The sequence below is a fragment of the Thalassospira sp. MIT1004 genome, assembly GCF_001858545.1.
Taxonomy (GTDB): Bacteria; Pseudomonadota; Alphaproteobacteria; order Rhodospirillales; family Thalassospiraceae; genus Thalassospira; species Thalassospira xiamenensis.
In genome coordinates this window covers 263,333-279,613 of the sequence record NZ_MCAO01000033.1, presented here as the reverse complement: position 1 = coordinate 279,613, position 16,281 = coordinate 263,333, and the positions used below count along the sequence as shown (strand labels likewise).

The 16,281-nt window shown below is 52.6% G+C and carries 14 protein-coding genes; 6 read left to right on the top strand and 8 right to left on the bottom strand.

Features of this window, described 5'->3' with window-relative positions; genetic code table 11:
• Positions 1 to 3 precede the first annotated feature (3 nt).
• The 3 genes from lptE to BC440_RS12805 form a co-directional block, all read right to left on the bottom strand.
• Positions 4 to 513 carry an LPS assembly lipoprotein LptE gene (gene lptE / locus BC440_RS12815; RefSeq protein ID WP_063092282.1) on the bottom strand — a complete coding sequence of 170 codons (510 nt, stop codon included), beginning with the start codon at positions 511 to 513 and terminating at the stop codon, positions 4 to 6.
• Positions 510 to 1,127, bottom strand: coding sequence for a hypothetical protein (locus BC440_RS12810; protein WP_063092283.1), 618 nt, complete (start codon positions 1,125 to 1,127; stop codon positions 510 to 512). The genes lptE and BC440_RS12810 overlap by 4 nt, the downstream gene beginning before the upstream one ends.
• A gap of 87 nt (positions 1,128 to 1,214) precedes the next feature.
• Positions 1,215 to 1,781, bottom strand: coding sequence for a DUF3576 domain-containing protein (locus BC440_RS12805; RefSeq protein ID WP_063092359.1), 567 nt, complete (start codon positions 1,779 to 1,781; stop codon positions 1,215 to 1,217).
• 249 nt (positions 1,782 to 2,030) lie between these two features.
• Between BC440_RS12805 and BC440_RS12800 the strand changes: the two genes are divergently transcribed.
• From BC440_RS12800 to BC440_RS12790, 3 genes are all read left to right on the top strand, one after another.
• Positions 2,031 to 3,095 carry a porin gene (locus tag BC440_RS12800; RefSeq protein WP_063092284.1) on the top strand — a complete coding sequence of 355 codons (1,065 nt, stop codon included), beginning with the start codon at positions 2,031 to 2,033 and terminating at the stop codon, positions 3,093 to 3,095.
• A gap of 438 nt (positions 3,096 to 3,533) precedes the next feature.
• The gene (locus BC440_RS12795) at positions 3,534 to 4,589 is read left to right on the top strand and encodes a porin (RefSeq protein WP_063092285.1); all 1,056 of its coding nucleotides are present in this window, start codon (positions 3,534 to 3,536) and stop codon (positions 4,587 to 4,589) included.
• 547 nt (positions 4,590 to 5,136) lie between these two features.
• Complete coding sequence (locus BC440_RS12790; protein ID WP_063092286.1) at positions 5,137 to 6,192, top strand: porin; 1,056 nt, start codon at positions 5,137 to 5,139, stop codon at positions 6,190 to 6,192.
• Between the two features lie 76 nt (positions 6,193 to 6,268).
• Here BC440_RS12790 and BC440_RS12785 read toward each other — a convergent pair whose 3' ends face one another.
• Complete coding sequence (locus BC440_RS12785; protein ID WP_063092287.1) at positions 6,269 to 7,489, bottom strand: glycosyltransferase family 9 protein; 1,221 nt, start codon at positions 7,487 to 7,489, stop codon at positions 6,269 to 6,271.
• A 34-nt stretch (positions 7,490 to 7,523) separates the two neighbouring features.
• Positions 7,524 to 8,162, bottom strand: a complete 639-nt coding sequence (locus tag BC440_RS12780; RefSeq protein WP_063114486.1) for a thiamine phosphate synthase — start codon at positions 8,160 to 8,162, stop codon at positions 7,524 to 7,526.
• Positions 8,163 to 8,217: 55 nt separating this feature from the next.
• Here BC440_RS12780 and BC440_RS12775 point away from each other — a divergent pair, with 55 nt between their 5' ends.
• Positions 8,218 to 8,913: a YggS family pyridoxal phosphate-dependent enzyme gene (locus tag BC440_RS12775; protein ID WP_063092360.1), complete on the top strand. Its 696-nt coding sequence runs from the start codon at positions 8,218 to 8,220 to the stop codon at positions 8,911 to 8,913.
• A 271-nt stretch (positions 8,914 to 9,184) separates the two neighbouring features.
• On the opposite strand, the gene BC440_RS12770 is transcribed toward BC440_RS12775, so the two are convergent.
• Positions 9,185 to 9,874, bottom strand: a complete 690-nt coding sequence (locus BC440_RS12770; RefSeq protein WP_007088535.1) for a response regulator transcription factor — start codon at positions 9,872 to 9,874, stop codon at positions 9,185 to 9,187.
• A 236-nt stretch (positions 9,875 to 10,110) separates the two neighbouring features.
• On the opposite strand from BC440_RS12770, the gene ribA reads away from it, so the two are divergent.
• Positions 10,111 to 11,259, top strand: a complete 1,149-nt coding sequence (gene ribA, locus BC440_RS12765) for a GTP cyclohydrolase II (RefSeq protein ID WP_037988982.1) — start codon at positions 10,111 to 10,113, stop codon at positions 11,257 to 11,259.
• Between the two features lie 174 nt (positions 11,260 to 11,433).
• Positions 11,434 to 12,993: a hypothetical protein gene (locus tag BC440_RS12760; protein ID WP_063092289.1), complete on the top strand. Its 1,560-nt coding sequence runs from the start codon at positions 11,434 to 11,436 to the stop codon at positions 12,991 to 12,993.
• A gap of 85 nt (positions 12,994 to 13,078) precedes the next feature.
• Here the strand turns inward: BC440_RS12760 and trpS are convergent, their stop codons facing one another.
• Together trpS and murJ are read right to left on the bottom strand one after the other, a co-directional pair.
• Positions 13,079 to 14,077, bottom strand: coding sequence for a tryptophan--tRNA ligase (trpS, locus tag BC440_RS12755; protein ID WP_007088538.1), 999 nt, complete (start codon positions 14,075 to 14,077; stop codon positions 13,079 to 13,081).
• 172 nt (positions 14,078 to 14,249) lie between these two features.
• Positions 14,250 to 15,800 carry a murein biosynthesis integral membrane protein MurJ gene (gene murJ / locus BC440_RS12750; protein WP_063092290.1) on the bottom strand — a complete coding sequence of 517 codons (1,551 nt, stop codon included), beginning with the start codon at positions 15,798 to 15,800 and terminating at the stop codon, positions 14,250 to 14,252.
• Between the last annotated feature and the right edge of the window lie 481 nt (positions 15,801 to 16,281).

Sequence of the window (16,281 nt, the reverse complement as noted above, 5' to 3'; positions counted from 1 at the left end):
TACCTAACGTCCGCTGCGCAGGCCAACGGCGACCTGATTGGCAAGCTGTCGGGCAAGATTCCGGGCAGCGTCTGAGCGGGCGGCGGACTCTGCTTCTAGTGAGGCAAAGTCGGAGTCGACAAGGTTGTAAGTTGTTCGGGCGCGAAGCGTGCCTGAACGGAGTATTCTTGAGTCGGAAATTCGAGAAAGTTGGTACTGGGCGCTCAAAATGTAGTCGGCAATAGTTGCTTCATTGTCCTTGGTATAACCGAGTTCGGAAGTTGATTCATCAAGAGTAATATCGAGAGTATATTCCGGCCGAACAGTTTGGCCGCGCGGGGTCAGCGTTTCGACCAGAACGTTACGTGTTATTTGTCCGATTCGGTCTTCCATCATCGATATTTTGACCCTCGCCATATCGACCGCGGTACTGTCACCGCCTTTATCCTCGGCATAAAGAGGGCGGAAGCCGCAAGCGGTGAGGCCGGTCAGGGCAAGCACGGCGATAATCGATAACAGGGTGCGCAACGTCATTCCTCGCTATTTTTTGCGTGATGGTTTTTGCCGAAAGGCGCATGACCAAGACGATACAATAGTTCCGATCCGATCAAAGGGCAAAACAGAGTTAGGTTCGTGATGAAAGAAAGTCTGAGTTCAAGATCTTTAGCTGAGTCGCTGTTATTTGAAAGAGACTTGAAGTCGCTACGCAGGTTCGCAACGGCCGTATTGAAACGACCCTTTGCAAGCTCGTCTACAATTTTGCTTTTCGGCGTATCTCGTAAACTGTGAGCCTGGGCTTCAGGCATAAAGGTAAAGGCCTGCTCGTCTATCGCCAGTTTGGTCCAAACCTGACGCAGCCAGCGCCAATGGCCGATCAGGCTGCTTTGGGTAATATGCAAAGGACGATCAAGTGGCACATCTGCCAGAAGCGTGAGGCACAAGATATCACTGCCTATCTGGGAATGAAGCTTTGCCAGATTGTTTTCGATGATGTCTGTTGAAACCGGTCCTGCATTTTTTGGCTGGCGGGGAAAATCCTTTTGTTCTTCCCAAGCAGGAAGCAGGCCAAGAATTTCGCACGCGATTGCAAGTCGCCCAGCGCGCAGATCATCCCCGTATTGTGATAATGCAGGTCGATGAAGGGCCAAGATAAACCCCCATTCACGTGTCAGCGAATGGGGGTTGTATTGACCTGACACATATATAGGTGTGTCTGGCATATCCAAACAGAATGCTTATTGTGCGGTTGCGCTGTCAATGCGCAGTTGACGCGCACGGGTCAGAATCGAGTCTTCCATTGCGGTTATCGTACTTGGTTCAACCACAGCATCTGCCCATTGGTCCGTTCCAACTCGGACCTGTCGGAAGACAGAGACCTTGATCGCGTCGGAGCGAAGGGCGGTACCGAGGATATAGCCCGTAATCTTGAAACGCTCGTTTGGTGTTTCCGGCGGGCTGTACCAATCGGTAATGATCACACCGCCAAACGGGTCGGCTGAATTCAGCGGCATGAAGGAGAGGGTATCAAGGGATGCGCGCCACAGAAAACTGTTCACACCTATACCTGTGCCGTTGCCCTGATTCTTGCTTTCATCACCACCCAGAAAATTAAAGCCGTCGGGACCAAACAGGGTCCCTTCTTTTTTCTGGTCCGCGATTGTTTGCGAGCGGCCGGTTGTTCCAACACGTTTGTCACCCGGCGCGGAGCCCGGATAACTATCATATTCGGATTGGGTGCCCGCACCACATGCTGCAAGCAGCAAACATATTGCAACCTGGGCAAAAACTTTAACAAGAGACAATCGCACGGTCCATTCCTTGTCCAAGGCATCAGAATTTCTGCCCGCACTATAGGGCCGACACGGCTTGGAGCAAACAAAAACATGTGTGTCAAATATGCAACTAAGATGCGGGAATGTATCTTTTCGATCACAGTGTTGTTGACGCGCCATAGTTTTACTGGCTCCATTACCCCGAACCGAACGGCGAAAAGTCGTTCATCTAATTTTTGTAGGCGGTTTTCCGCACTTGCAAAGACGTTGAGGGAAAAGATGAAAAAGATTCTGTTTGCTTCCAGCGCGATCGTCGCTGTTGCTTTCGCAGGCCAGGCTTCGGCTTCTGAGCCGATTAAACTGTCGGTTGGCGGTTACATGGAACAGTGGGCTGGTTTCGCTGACCAGGACCTCGATGCAGCTGGTGGTCGTGTAAACGCGTTCCAGTCTGACACCGAAGTTTACTTCACCGGCTCGACCACGCTTGATAACGGCATCGAAATCGGTGCACGTATCGAGCTCGAAGGCGAAACCTCGACCGACCAGGTGGATGAGCAGTTCCTGTTCGTCAACGGCGGCTTCGGTCGTATCGAAATGGGTAAAAACGACAGTGCGGCTGACGCTATGGGTGTAACCGCTCCGTCTGTTGGCCCGGTTGGCCCGAACGATGGCGGTATGGAAGATTGGGTCAACATGACCGTAATCGATACCGTTCCGTCTTCTGGTGACCAGAACCGCGTTACCTACTACACCCCGAACTTTGGCGGTTTCCAGGCTGGTGTGTCGTTCGCTGATGACAGCCGTACCAACGGTACTTTTGACAAAACCGTTACCACTTCGGGCACTTCTACCACCGTTGGTGGCCTGACCTCCGATACTTCGGGTGCTGGTGACAACATCGTCTCTGCTGCTGTTGCTTACTCGAATGACTTCGATGGTTTCTCGCTTGGTCTGTCGCTTGAAGGTGAAAACCAGGGTGAAGGTAACTGGTATGGCGCTGGCGTAAACGTTGGCTTCGGCAACTTCACTGTTGGCGGCTCTTACGGCACCAAAGAAGAAGACTACGGTCTGACTTCGCGTAACAGCACCGCTGGCCTTGACGATACCGATGCATTTGACCTTGGTGTTTCCTACGCCATGGACGCTGCTTCTGTTTCGGCAACCTATGCATATCAGGAAACTGGCAGCACCGAAACTCAGGGCGCTGCTCTGGGCATGAGCTACACGCTTGGCGCAGGCGTTGCTTGGCAGTCTTCTGTCTTCTGGTTTGACGAAGACAAAGCTGGTACCACCAGCGACAACGACGGCTACGGTGCAGTTACCGGCCTGAAACTTTCCTTCTAATTCTCTTTAGAGAACTAGAAACGCGAGAAGGGAGCGAGAAATCGCTCCCTTCTTTTTTTGTTTTAGGAAGCTGTGAGCGATTAGGTACGTCAGATCATCTTTATGACATCATGGCTGATCTTCGTTTTACGACTTAGAACTGAAATTCAGCCTTTTTGTAGCGAGCATACATAAATGGATAGGCGGTCATTTATCTGGAAGCATATTTTACCGGAGGCCATCGGGTTTTATTCTTGTAGCTTACGGTCAGAAAAAATGACGAAAAAAACCGCAATATTTGTGATTAAAATATCACACGTAATGACATAATTGGTCATCGGTCATTTAAATCAATTGACCATAAGTCATTATATCCGCTTTACTCTCGCTCAGTGGTCAGCTGACATGTTGTGTGGAATACGGTGTTGCTGATCGGCTACAGATTATAAAGAGGGTAAGATGAAAAAGATTCTTGTTGCTTCCAGCGCGCTCGTTGCTATTGCTTTTGCAGGCCAGGCTTCCGCTTCCGAACCGATCAAATTGTCGGTTGGCGGTTACATGGAACAGTGGGCTGGCTTCTCTGACGAAGATACCACTGCTTCCGGTGGTCGTAAAAACGCGTTCCAGTCTGACACCGAAGTTCACTTCAAAGGTTCGACCACGCTTGATAACGGCATTGAAATCGGAGCTGTAATCGAACTTGAAGGTGAAACCTCCTCTGACCAGATCGACGAACAGTACCTTTACATTAATGGTGGTTTCGGTCAGTTCAAACTGGGTAAAGACGATAGTGCCGCCGATGACATGGGCATCACCGCACCGGCAGTTGGCCCGGTTGGCGTCAACGACGGTGACATGGACCAGTGGTCGAACGTTTATCTGATCGACACCGTTCGCTCCAGCGGCGACCAGAATCGTGCGACCTATTACACCCCGGTCTTCGGTGGTTTCCGTGCAGGTGTGTCGTTTGCTGATGATAGCGGCAAAAACGGTACCTTCAACAAAACCGTAACCACCTCAGGTACTTCAACCACTGTTGGCGGTCTGAGCTCCGATACTTCGGGCGCTGGCGACAACATCATCTCCGCTGGTCTGGAATTCAACCGTGACTTCGGTGGTGTATCGCTTGGTCTGTCGGCTGTTGGTGAAAACCAGGGTGAAGGCAATTGGTACGGCTTGGGTACTAATGTTGGCTTTGGCAACTTCACCGTTGGTGGTTCTTATGGCCATACCGACGACGATTATGGTCTGAGCTCGCGTGACACTGCCGGCCAGGATCTGGACGCATTTGATATTGGTGTGTCTTACGCCATGGATGCTGCTGCCGTTTCCCTGACCTATGGTTATGAAGATTTCGGTACCGGTGACGTCAGCGCGGTTGATCTTGGTCTGCGCTATGCTCTTGGTGCTGGCGTTTCGTGGCGTTCGTCGGTCTTCTGGTTCGATCAGGAGAACGATACCACTGCTGATAACGATGGCTACGGTGTTGTAACCGGTCTGCGTCTCGACTTCTAATTCATCCAGAATTAGTACGATTTGAAGGGGGCGGTTTTCAGCCCCCTTCTTATTGCCAATCCCGCTCTGTTGTAAAACGCTGAGCGGGATTTTTTATTTAGAAATTACCGATGTTCTGTTGGCTGCGGTTGGTTATCTGCGAAAGATATTTTTGCCAATATTAAACGATCTTAACTTGTTTTGTGCTGCGACAATAAAAATTCGCGCAGGCAGAGGGAATGCCTGCGCGATAATGTCATCTTTGGCCATGTGTGTGGATAGCCATGTTTCCAATGCTTGTTGCTTTGAGCATGTAATTTAAATGACTATAGGTCATATAATCGGGCGGATGTGAAATTGCAAAGTCTGCTGGGATAATATCATTGTTCCCAGAGTAATAGGCCTTAATATCTGAGTGTGCTTATTCTGCCACAAACTTGCGACAAAAAACATTATCTATTCCATTATAATTGACTATTGGTCATTTAAATCGTTTTATCAGTCGGGAGAGTTCGAGCATGTCTATTGAGACAAATGCTCGGTCCACACGTAAAACCAAGAGGGTAAAATGAAAAAGATATTGATCGCTTCAAGCGCACTTGTTGCTGTTGCGTTTGTCGGCCAAGCTCAGGCCTCCGAGCCGATTAAATTGTCGGTTGGTGGTTACATGAACCAGTGGGCCGGTTTTGCCGATCAGGAAGTCGGTGATCGCAACAACGCCTTCCAATCCGATACCGAAATTCATTTCAAGGGCTCGACCACCCTCGATAACGGTATTGAAGTTGGTGCGGTGGTCGAGCTAGAAGGCGAAACGTCCAGTGACCAGATCGATGAACAGTACCTGTATGTCAGCGGCAATTTCGGTCGTATTGAGATGGGCAAAAACGATAGTGCAGCCGATTCGATGCAGATCGTTGCACCAGCAGTAGGTCCGGTTGGCGTTAACGATGGCGACCTCGACATCTGGGTTAACTCCTATCTGATCGACACCACTGTCCCGAATGGTGATCAGAATCGCGTCACGTACTTCACGCCGAGTTTCAGCGGCTTCCGCGCTGGTGTATCCTTTGCGGATGATAGTGGTAAAAATGGTTCCTTCGATAAAAACGTCTCGAACGGCGCAATCGGTGGATTGCATTCCGATACCTCGGGTTCTGGCGACAACATCGTTTCCGGTGCGCTTGAATACATGGGTGATTTCAACGGTATTTCGCTTGGTGTTTCCGCGATTGGCGAAAACTGGGGGGAAGGCAATCTTGTTGGTGGCGGTCTGAATGTTGGTTTCGGCAACTTCACCGTTGGCGGCTCCTATTCCCATACCGACGATGACTATGGCTTCAGCGAAGGTAGCCGCAATCCGGACGATACCGATCAGTTCGACGTTGGTGTTTCCTATGAAATGGATGCCGCAGCTGTATCATTGACCTATGGCTATGCTGAATATGGTAATGGCAGCCGTGGTAACGGTACCGGTGAAATCAGCACCGCCGATCTGGGCCTTGCCTACACCCTTGGTGCCGGCGTTGCCTGGAAATCCTCGATCTTCTGGTTCGATGACGAAGTCGATGGCGCAGAGGACAATGACGGTTACGGCGTTGTCACCGGTCTGGCACTGACCTTCTAATTCCTGGGAATTAGCGTGATTTGAAAAGGGCGGTTTTCCGCCCTTTTCTTTTTTGTCCAACATCCGTTGTTCTGGCTCAGATCCCGATATCCTGACGCAGAAAAGCTAAAAAGCGGTCTTTCTGTGCGACAAGGTCGGCGACGCAGGGAACCGGATTTTCGGTCACAAGCCGTTCGGCCAGTGCCCTGTCAGAATTGACCGGCAGGTTTCCGAGTTCCGACATTGGAAGTCGGAGGCTACCCATGCAGCCGATTTCACCCGATGTGGTTGCGCGCAATTTTGCAAGCCCGCAGGGCGCTTCGCAGAACTCGCCTTTATAACTGCTTTGCCAAGGGTAAAGGTTGTGATGGCGGCCCTGTAAAACGGTGGCAGAGGCCGAGCTATAGATACCAATGCCGGGCGTTTGAAACAGCTTGGTGATATGGGCAGGTCCGCTATCGGCCAGCACGACATAATTCTGTTCCCGGATGAAGGACACGAGATTTCCAATGGTTTTGAAACCGTCAACGACGCGGATATTCGGTGTGTTGAACGACCCGATCGTGTCCTTATATTTCTTCATTACCCCCTGATAGGCGTTGAGGATCAGAGTGGTTTCAAATCCGGCTTGTGCAAGGAGTTCTGTGGTTTCGTGCACTAGTTCCGGGGGAAGGGTGCGAAGGGGGGATGAGGCCATTGGCAGGATGCCAATTTTCATACCCGATGCCAGTTTCGGTGCGCGTTCGGATGCAAGCGGGATCGGCGGAACTCCGAATGCCTCGCAAAGTGCCTCTTCCGGGTTAACCGGCATGGTCGCGATATCTTTCCAGCCTTCCATCTCGCTGAAATCGATCAGATAGTCGAATGTTTTGAGGCGTTTGGCGGAGATGAAAAGCTGAAAGATCGTGATATCGGGGATGGTGGCGAATATGTCAGACGCCGTACCGCTATTGAGCACAGCGATTTTCGCGCCGGGATATTTTGTTGCAAAGGCACGCAGAAACAGAACCATGCCGACACAATCGCCAATCGCATCGTCCGGGATCAAAAACAGGACCCGTTTCCGGTCAAAATCGGTATCGGCCCATGCATCGCGGGCAAGCACATCAGGTTGAACGCTATCTGATATGATTTTTACTGATGGCGCATTGGCAAGAATTTGCTGGCGCAAAAGCGATGAGGTGCGTGTCAGATAGGCCGGGCTATTATCCGATGCCTGCACGAGGTCCGGGCTGACATTGGGCAGGCCGAACTGAAACGGCTGTTTTGATGCAAACCGGGTAAATTTCTTACGGGCGGGATGGTGATGTGCAGGCATTTTCGGGCGATCTCCGGTCACCTTTTGCTCGGTGTTATGTGGCAGAGAACCCGATCCCGGCCAAAGATGCAACGCCCGATCCCCTTAACAGGGCGACATTGTCGGGTTTTATGCCGCCAAGGGCAACGGGGATAAGGCCAAGACTGAGGCAAAAAGCAGTTCTTTGAAGGAATATCGAAAACGTCATGCCCGGTTCACCGGGATGGCTTTGGGTGGCAAAAACCGGCGAGATCAGAACACCATCGGGACGTTGATCGGGTGCGAGAAGTGCCAGCTTGCGCAGCGTTTGCAAGCTGTGGCAGGCGGATGTCACAAACATGTCGTGTGGTATTTGCCGATAGATATGTGGTCTTTTCTCGATGCGGTATTCCGGCAAATGAATACCATCGGCATCTAGGCGCAAGGCCAGTGCAAGATCATCGGCAATCAGGCAAAGGTGACCATATTGGCGACAGGTTCGCCGAACGATGTAGGCAAGGTGTGCGCGGTCCTTGGGTTTGAGCCCGTAGTGTCGGAAAATTACCATGCTTCTGCGCGGCAGACCGATGATTGCCGGGATCGGATCGGGCATGCGTTTGTCGTCGGTCATCAATATGATCGGCGGGATTGGGCAATCAGAACCGCCATTGCGCAAATTGAGTTGGCGTGCCTGCTTTGCCAGTGTGGCATCCATTGATAGTATCCCGATTCTGTTTCACCGATTCCTGTACCGATTTGGGCCATCATCCATGAGCGATCAGCATCTGTCATCCGGCAATCCCGACATCGCGGCCAATCTTGCCGAGATCCAGCAAAATATCGATAAAGCCTGTACAGCGGTTGGTCGCGCACCCAGCGATGTCACCCTGATCTGTGTCAGCAAGAACCACGATGCCGATCATGTGCGACCCGCTCTTGTCGACGGGCGGCGGGTGTTTGGTGAAAACCGGGTACAGGAAGCAGCAGGGAAATGGCCGGGCCTGAGGGATGAATTCCCTGATATCGAACTGCATCTGATCGGGCCGCTTCAGACCAATAAGCTAAAAGATGCGGTTGCGTTATTTGATGTGATCGAAACCGTTGATCGTCCAAAACTTGCCAATGCGCTGGCAAAGCATCGCGATACGACCGGCGAATGCCCCGATCTTTATATCCAGATCAATATCGGAGAAGAACCGCAGAAAGCCGGAATAGCCCCGGCCGATGCCGATGATTTTATTATCGATTGCATCGAACGCCTGAAATTGCCGATCAAGGGATTGATGTGCATCCCGCCGGTGGATGAGGAACCGGCATCGCATTTTGCCCTGTTAGGCAAAATTGCCGACCGTCATGGTTTGGCCATTCGAAGCATGGGCATGAGTGGCGATTACGAGGCAGCAATCCGGCTTGGCGCGACCCATATCCGTGTCGGGACAGCAATTTTCGGCTCACGGGGCTATTAAATCGCCAGATGAAGCCTTTTAAAGACGGCTGCAACCCTGTTTTTATTGTTTTCGACGCAAATCTGATGCTGTAAACGCCGATTTTTCTATCTCTAAGGTGTGATTTCGGTCAACTGCCCGAATTTGGCAGAAAATGTGGATAACTGGCCCAGACGTATAAGACGCGCTCAAAGCCGTTTTGTGACGAAAAAATCAAAAATCCCGCCAAGTGAATTTAGCCCGGCGGGATTTCTGCAAATTATTTGTATTTCTGCGGTTTGTCTGGGTCTGGTTATGGAACGAGCTTGTAGCCGCCAGGCTCGGTGACCAGGATCGTCGCGTTTGACGGGTCCTTTTCGATTTTCTGGCGCAGGCGATAAACGTGTGTTTCCAGCGTGTGGGTGGTGACCCCGGCGTTATAGCCCCAGACCTCGTCAAGCAGGGTTTCGCGTGTGACTGGTTTGTCGCCCGCCCGGAACAGGAATTTAAGGATCGAGGTTTCCTTCTCCGTCAGACGGACTTTTTTCTCGGTCGTGGTTTCGATCAGAAGCTTGGCACTGGGTTGGAAGCTGTAGGGGCCGATGACGAAAACCGCATCCTCGCTTTGTTCATGCTGGCGAATATGGGCACGAATACGCGCCAGCAGCACGTTCAGGCGGAACGGCTTGGTGACATAGTCGTTGGCACCCGATTCCAAGCCAAGGATCGTATCAGAATCGCTGTCGGCACCGGTCAGCATGATGATCGGGGATTTGACCCCGGCGCGCCGCATCAGTTTGCAGACATCACGACCATCCATATCGGGCAGGCCGACATCAAGAAGGATAATGTCGTAGTAATTTTCTTTGGCGACTTCGAGGGCGTTTTGGCCACTATTGGCGACGACACATTCGAATTCCTCATGAAGCCGGAGCTGCTCGGTGAGAGACTGGCTAAGTGCCGCGTCATCTTCGACCACCAGAACCTGTTTACCTGTCGACATTCGCCATCCCTTGCTGCTTGCTAAATCCCGCCTATATTCTGGGCCTGCCGACGGTTCTTTTTGTGGCATTGTTCTCGTAGGCCCACCATATACTTAGGATTAGAGTCTCATACTGCGTTTTGAAGAACAAACTGTTTTCGCTTTAGCCCATTGACGTGCACCTTATCCAGCCCCATACCGACCGGATCGCGATGTTGTGATCATCCGTGTATGACCCAGAAGAAACAAAGACTGCAATGACCCAATCTGCTGCCGTGCCATCAAAAGCCAATGTTTCCGCGACCGATCTGGTGACCGTATCGCGTGCTGTTGCCGATTTGCGGCGCGGTGAAATCGTTCTGGTCCAGGGACAGGCAAATGGCATTGCCCATTGTGTGGCGGTGATTGCTGCCGAACCGCTTTCCGACCACGGATTGGCGCGCCTTCATGACATTGCTGGCAAAAGCGGAAATACCGCGATTGTTTTGCCGCGCGTGCGGGCCAGATCGCTCGGCAAGACCTGTAAAAACGATCATTTCATTGCTTTTGTCAGCGCCAAAAAATCCGCTGTTGATGCGAAAGCGTTGGCCGAGATAGCCAATCCGTTGCTGGATCTTGAAAGCATGCCAGCTGGCGCGTGGCGTCCGGTCAATATGGCCGAAAGTGCGGCCATTCGCCTTGCGAAGCTGGCTCGGTTGCTACCGGCGGTGGTGACAGCACCGGTTGACCCCGAACAGCTTGAAATGCTGTCAAAGGCGCAGAACCTTCTGGTGCTTCAGTCCGAGAGCATCAATGGATACGAAGACGCATCGGCCGCAACCCTGCGGCAGGTCAGCGAAGCGCGCGTTCCGTTGGAAAATGCCGAGAACGCAACGGTTATCGCGTTTCGTCCGGAAGATGGTGGTCAGGAACATCTGGCGATTGTGATTGATGAGCCGGCAAAAGATCAGCCGGTTTTGATCCGGCTGCATTCAGAATGCTTTACCGGCGATTTGATCGGGTCGCTGAGATGTGATTGCGGACCGCAATTGCGTGGAGCGATTGCCGAAATTGCGAAAAGCGGGCAGGGCGGAATTATTCTTTACCTGCGACAGGAAGGGCGCGGTATCGGGCTTGTGAACAAATTGCGCGCCTATGCATTGCAGGACCGCGGTTTTGATACGCTGGATGCCAACGAGGAACTTGGTTTTGATGCTGATGAACGGGTTTATCGGCCAGCTGCCGAAATGCTGCGTCAGATGGGGTTTGAAACTGTCCGGCTCCTGACCAATAATCCCGAAAAGCTTACCGGGCTTGAAAGCTGGGGCGTGACGGTTGCCGAACGTGTGCCGCACAAGTTTCCGTCCAATGGTCATAACGAATTTTATCTTCAGACCAAAAAGGACCGCGCCGGCCACCTGTTTTGAGTCGCGCATAACGGAATCCGCCTGATTATGACTGCCTGATGCTACCCGGCAGAAGATTCCGACAGGCAGTTCTGCGTCAAATTCTCTTTCAATAAATTCCCTTAAAATCAATACCTTAACCAGAAACAAAACTGGCACTCCTTTTGCAAAATAGTTGGCAAGAGGAGGACTGATATGTCGATTGGTGCAGATTGGCGGCAAATATCGCCCGGTAACGGGGCAAGCATCGCAAACGGAGCGGCAGGCAGCGGGTCTGCTGGATCGAGTGCGGCCGAGCAGCTTGTTGATGGTGTCGAAGAAGGCCGCAGCTTTTCCGAATATATGTTCGGAAAGGACGGCTTTGAATTCACCGATTTCCTCGATGTGATCAATCCTTTGCAGCATATCCCCGGCGTGGGCATGGTTTACCGCAGCATCACAGGCGACGAGCTTGGCAATGGTGCGCGCGTTGTTGGTGGCGGTCTGTTTGGCGGTATCTTTGGTCTGGCCGGTGCGGCGGTTGATGCGGTTGTCGATCTGGCGACCGGTGAAGATACCGGTGCGCATATCATGGCGATGTTTGAAGGTGACGAGGCCCCGGCAGATCAGCCGATGATGGCCGATGCATCGCTCGAAGGTGGCCCAACTGGCGGGGCAAGCGATCTTGTCCTGCCGTGGATGGTTGGTGACAGGTCAATGGCCGGCGAGGACGGTTTACCGGTCGATCCCGCCGAACAAGCAACGATTACCGATGCTGCCCCGGTGGCCGGTGTTGAGACACTGGCGATGAACGAACAACAGGGTACTGAGACCCAAACAGGTACCACGGCATACAATGCGGCTGATCTGGTGACGCCTTGGGGCGGGGCGGTTAGCAATGCCAATGCCGCAGCTGCCTATGGAGCTGTTAAACCAGTCGCAAGTCCGGCTGTCTCTAATGCTCAAACCCTGACGCAATCAATTGCCCGACAGCAGGTCGCACCGTCGGCAGCTTCAATGTCAGCAGGCGATGATCCCGCAATACAGACCGCCCAGCGTCTTTTGGCCAAGGCAGGGGATGATGTGGCCGGAACCAATATCGACGCGCAGGATGCCGATCCGGCCGAACTGGCCGTAGCAATTGCACGTGCCGGGCAGAGTGATATTGCATCAAACATGACCATGCGCACCGCAGAGGACAGCCGCAATGGGCATCAGGGCATGATACAGCGCGCATCCTTTAGTAGCGAAAATGGTGATACGGTCTGGGCACGAGCGCAAAGTTCCGGGCGGTTAAGCCGTGGAACATCGCAATTTGGCGTTGCGCCCGAAATTGCTGCCCGGGAGGCAAAATATGCCAAGATCAAGCAGGGTGACGTAACCAAACCGGCAAATTCACAAGAAGCAGGTTCGGGGCAGCAGGGCCCCTTGAGTGCTGCGGAAATGGCCGCACGGTTTAACGCAGCCCTTGGCCGTGATCGGGCGCAAACCATGGCAAATAATGCCGTTGCATCGACCAATGCGGTGGCACAGGACAAGCCGGCATCAGGTCAGCAGATTCAGCGCGATGATAGGGCAAATTTGGAGCGCGACATAGCGCGCAATGAAAGCGCAGACAGTGCCGAAATGGTCCATCCATTGATGGAAAAAGCACAAAGCCACAGCAATAGTGACGCCCCGGTCGGAGTCTGGTTCAGTCAGACCATGATGGACGGGCTTAAGAAATACCAGGCAATGCAGGAAGGTCGCCAGCAGCCCGCGGATAATTCAATCTGATTACCCGATCATAAAGTATCAAAAAAACCCGACAATCGTTTGATGTCGGGTTTTGTTTTGATTTGGTAACGAATCCTTGGCGATTTTAGCGATTAAGGAAACCGACGATTTCCTTGACCTCTTTGAGGATCGGCTGGGCAATGGCATCCGCACGTTCTGCACCCTTTGCCAGAACTGCGTCGATATAGGTATTGTCGGCTTTAAGACGTGCCATTTCTTCGGTGATTGGTGCCAGTTTTTCGACAACAACATCGGTCAGCGCCTGTTTGAAGCCCGAGAACTGGGTTCCACCATGTTCTGCCAGAACGTCAGCAACATTTGCATCGGTCAGTGCGGCATAGATGGTGATCAGGTTTTTGGCCTCGGGGCGGCCTTCGAGACCCGCAGCCTCGCTTGGCAGCGGTTCCGGATCGGTTTTGGCCTTGCGGATTTTCTTTGCCAGCGTGTCGGCATCGTCGGTCATGTTGATGCGCGACATATCCGATGCATCGGATTTCGACATCTTTTTCGAACCGTCACGTAGTGACATCACGCGCGTTGCCGGACCAAGAATCAGCGGATCTGGCTGTGGGAAAAACTCGACGCCAAAATCGTTGTTGAATTTGATCGCAATGTCGCGGGTCAGTTCAAGATGCTGCTTCTGGTCTTCGCCGACCGGCACATGGGTCGCCTTGTAGGCCAGAATGTCGGCGGCCATCAGGCTGGGATAGGCATATAGACCAAGTGATGCGTTTTCACGATTCTTGCCAGCTTTTTCCTTGAACTGGGTCATCCGGTTCAGCCAGCCGATGCGCGCGACACAGTTGAAAATCCAGGCCAGTTCGGCATGTGCCGAAACCTGACTTTGGTTGAACAGGACATGTTTTTCCGGATCGATGCCAGATGCAATCATGCTGGCAGCAAGTTCGCGGATGTTGGAACGCAGTTCATTGGGCTCTTGCCAGACGGTTATGGCATGCAGATCAACGACGCAGAAGATGCATTCGAAGTCTTTCTGCAGCGCGACCCAGTTGCGGATCGCACCAAGATAGTTGCCAAGATGAAGGTTACCGGTGGGCTGAGCACCCGAAAAAACACGTTCCATAACGATGTCGTCCATTTCCAAAAATGTGTTGAGTGACCTGCATGCTCCGCCAGGTTTTGGACACCCGCCGGCGGACGAGCCTGCAAATCTTCGGGCGGGAGTTAAGCCGCCGGACCGGATTTGGTCAAGCGGCTTGTCCCGAAATGACGGAAATAAGGTGCAATAGTCGTCTTCAGGCGGTGTTGCCGCGTTTAAGTGTTGCTTTCAGTTCCGAGAAACTGGTCGCGCCCGAAAGCTGTGCGGTGACGGCGTAAATCAGCAACCCGCCACTGACCAGCCCGGCCATGGTGATGACGCGCGTGATTGAAAGGGCGTCATTTTGCCACAGCCATTCGATGGCAAACCATAGGGCAAGCCCCATCAGAACCGATGACAGCAAGATGCGTGGTACCCGGCGTTTAAGCCGGTCGTCAAAGACCAGATCACCGCGTTTGTGCAGAATCCAGCCAAGCGCGCCTGCATTGATCCAGACCGAGGTCGAGGTTGCTGCTGCAATGCCAAGATGGCCGAAGGTCGGCATCAGGGCGATGATCAGAACGATATTGATCACCATGGCGGAAATGCCGATGCGGATGGGCGTTTTGGTATCTTCGCGCGCAAAGAATCCCGGCGCGAGAACTTTGACCAGAACCGACGCGGGCAGGCCAAAGGCAAAAATGGTCAGTGCCATGCCAGTCATCAGCGTTTCGCTGGCGCCAAAGGCACCGCGTTCAAACAGAACATTGATGATCGGAATACCCATTACGCCAAGCGCTACCGCGGAAGGCAGGGTCAGCAGCAGGGCGATCTCGATGCCGCGATTCTGGCTATACATCGCGACTTTCGGGTCTGCACCCTGAAGTTGACGCGACAGGGTCGGCAGAAGGGCCGTGCCAATCGCGATTCCGATAACGCCAAGCGGTAGTTGATGTACGCGGTCGGCATAGTAAAGCCAAGATACCGCCCCGTCCGAAACAAGGGATGCCAGCATGGTATCGATCAGGAGGTTCAACTGATAGACGCCCGCACCGATCATGCCCGGGATCATGCGTTTGCCCAGCAACTTTATCCGGTCATCAATTTTGGGCAATTGCCATTTTATGACAAAACCGGCGCGTTTGCAGGCAATCACCAGACAAACGAACTGCGCGATACCGGCAATCGCAACCCCCCATGCCAGGGCATGGGCCGGGGTTTCGGTCATCGGTGTAAGTCCCAGAAGGGCAGCGATCAGACAGATATTGAGGATGATGGGCGCACCCGCTGCCGCGGCATAGCGGTGCAGGGTGTTAAGTACACCCGACATCAGGGCAACAGCCGAAATGAAGGCGAGATAGGGGAAGGTAATACGCGACAATTCGACGGCAAGGGCGAATTTTTCCGGGTCTTCGGCAAAGCCCGGTGCAAAGACATGCATTGCCCAAGGCATGGTGATTTCGATGATCGCGACCAGAAAACCGGTAATCAGGATTAGCATCGACATGGCGCGTGCGGCAAATTCACGCGCGACATCAAGGCCGCGTTTTTCAATATCACCGGCTAGCAAAGGTACAAAGGCGGCGTTAAACGCGCCTTCGCCAAACAGGCGGCGGAACAGGTTGGGGAATTTGAAGGCCACGAAAAAGGCATCGGCCATGCCACCGGCACCTAGCATCCCGGCAATCATGATGTCGCGGGCAAAACCCAGAAGACGCGAGATCAGGGTAAAGCCACTGACCGTGGCAATGGAACGTACGAGCGACATTCGCGATCAAATCCAAAAAAGTTATGAACCAGAATATGTTTTTAACCGTGGCAAAGAGTCCCACCGGGTTCGATAGTCATGAAATCTGCCAGTCGAAGGTGAATAACTCGTAATGACGGCGGATTAGCGGTGAGTGAGAGGCGATAATTTTTGCCTAAATGGGCGCACAAACATTGAACTTTTGTGAAATGGGCTGTGGTTTTGTAAAAAATGCTTGGGGTTGTGACAACCGTCACAGAAAATATGCTGCAATACTCATACATTGCAACTCGCTGAGGATTCGTTGGGACGCGAGCCTCGCTATTCTGACCGGACGAGGGATAAAGGCGCTCCACCTCAACCTGCTGCACTCCGAGGAATATGATGTTACGGGACAACAGGCCATAACATCAGGTTTCAGGACCGACCAGCCCTCGTCCGTTCAAACTTCCGATACAAATCAAAATTCGATCATGGTGCTTACACCATTGAACACGGATCC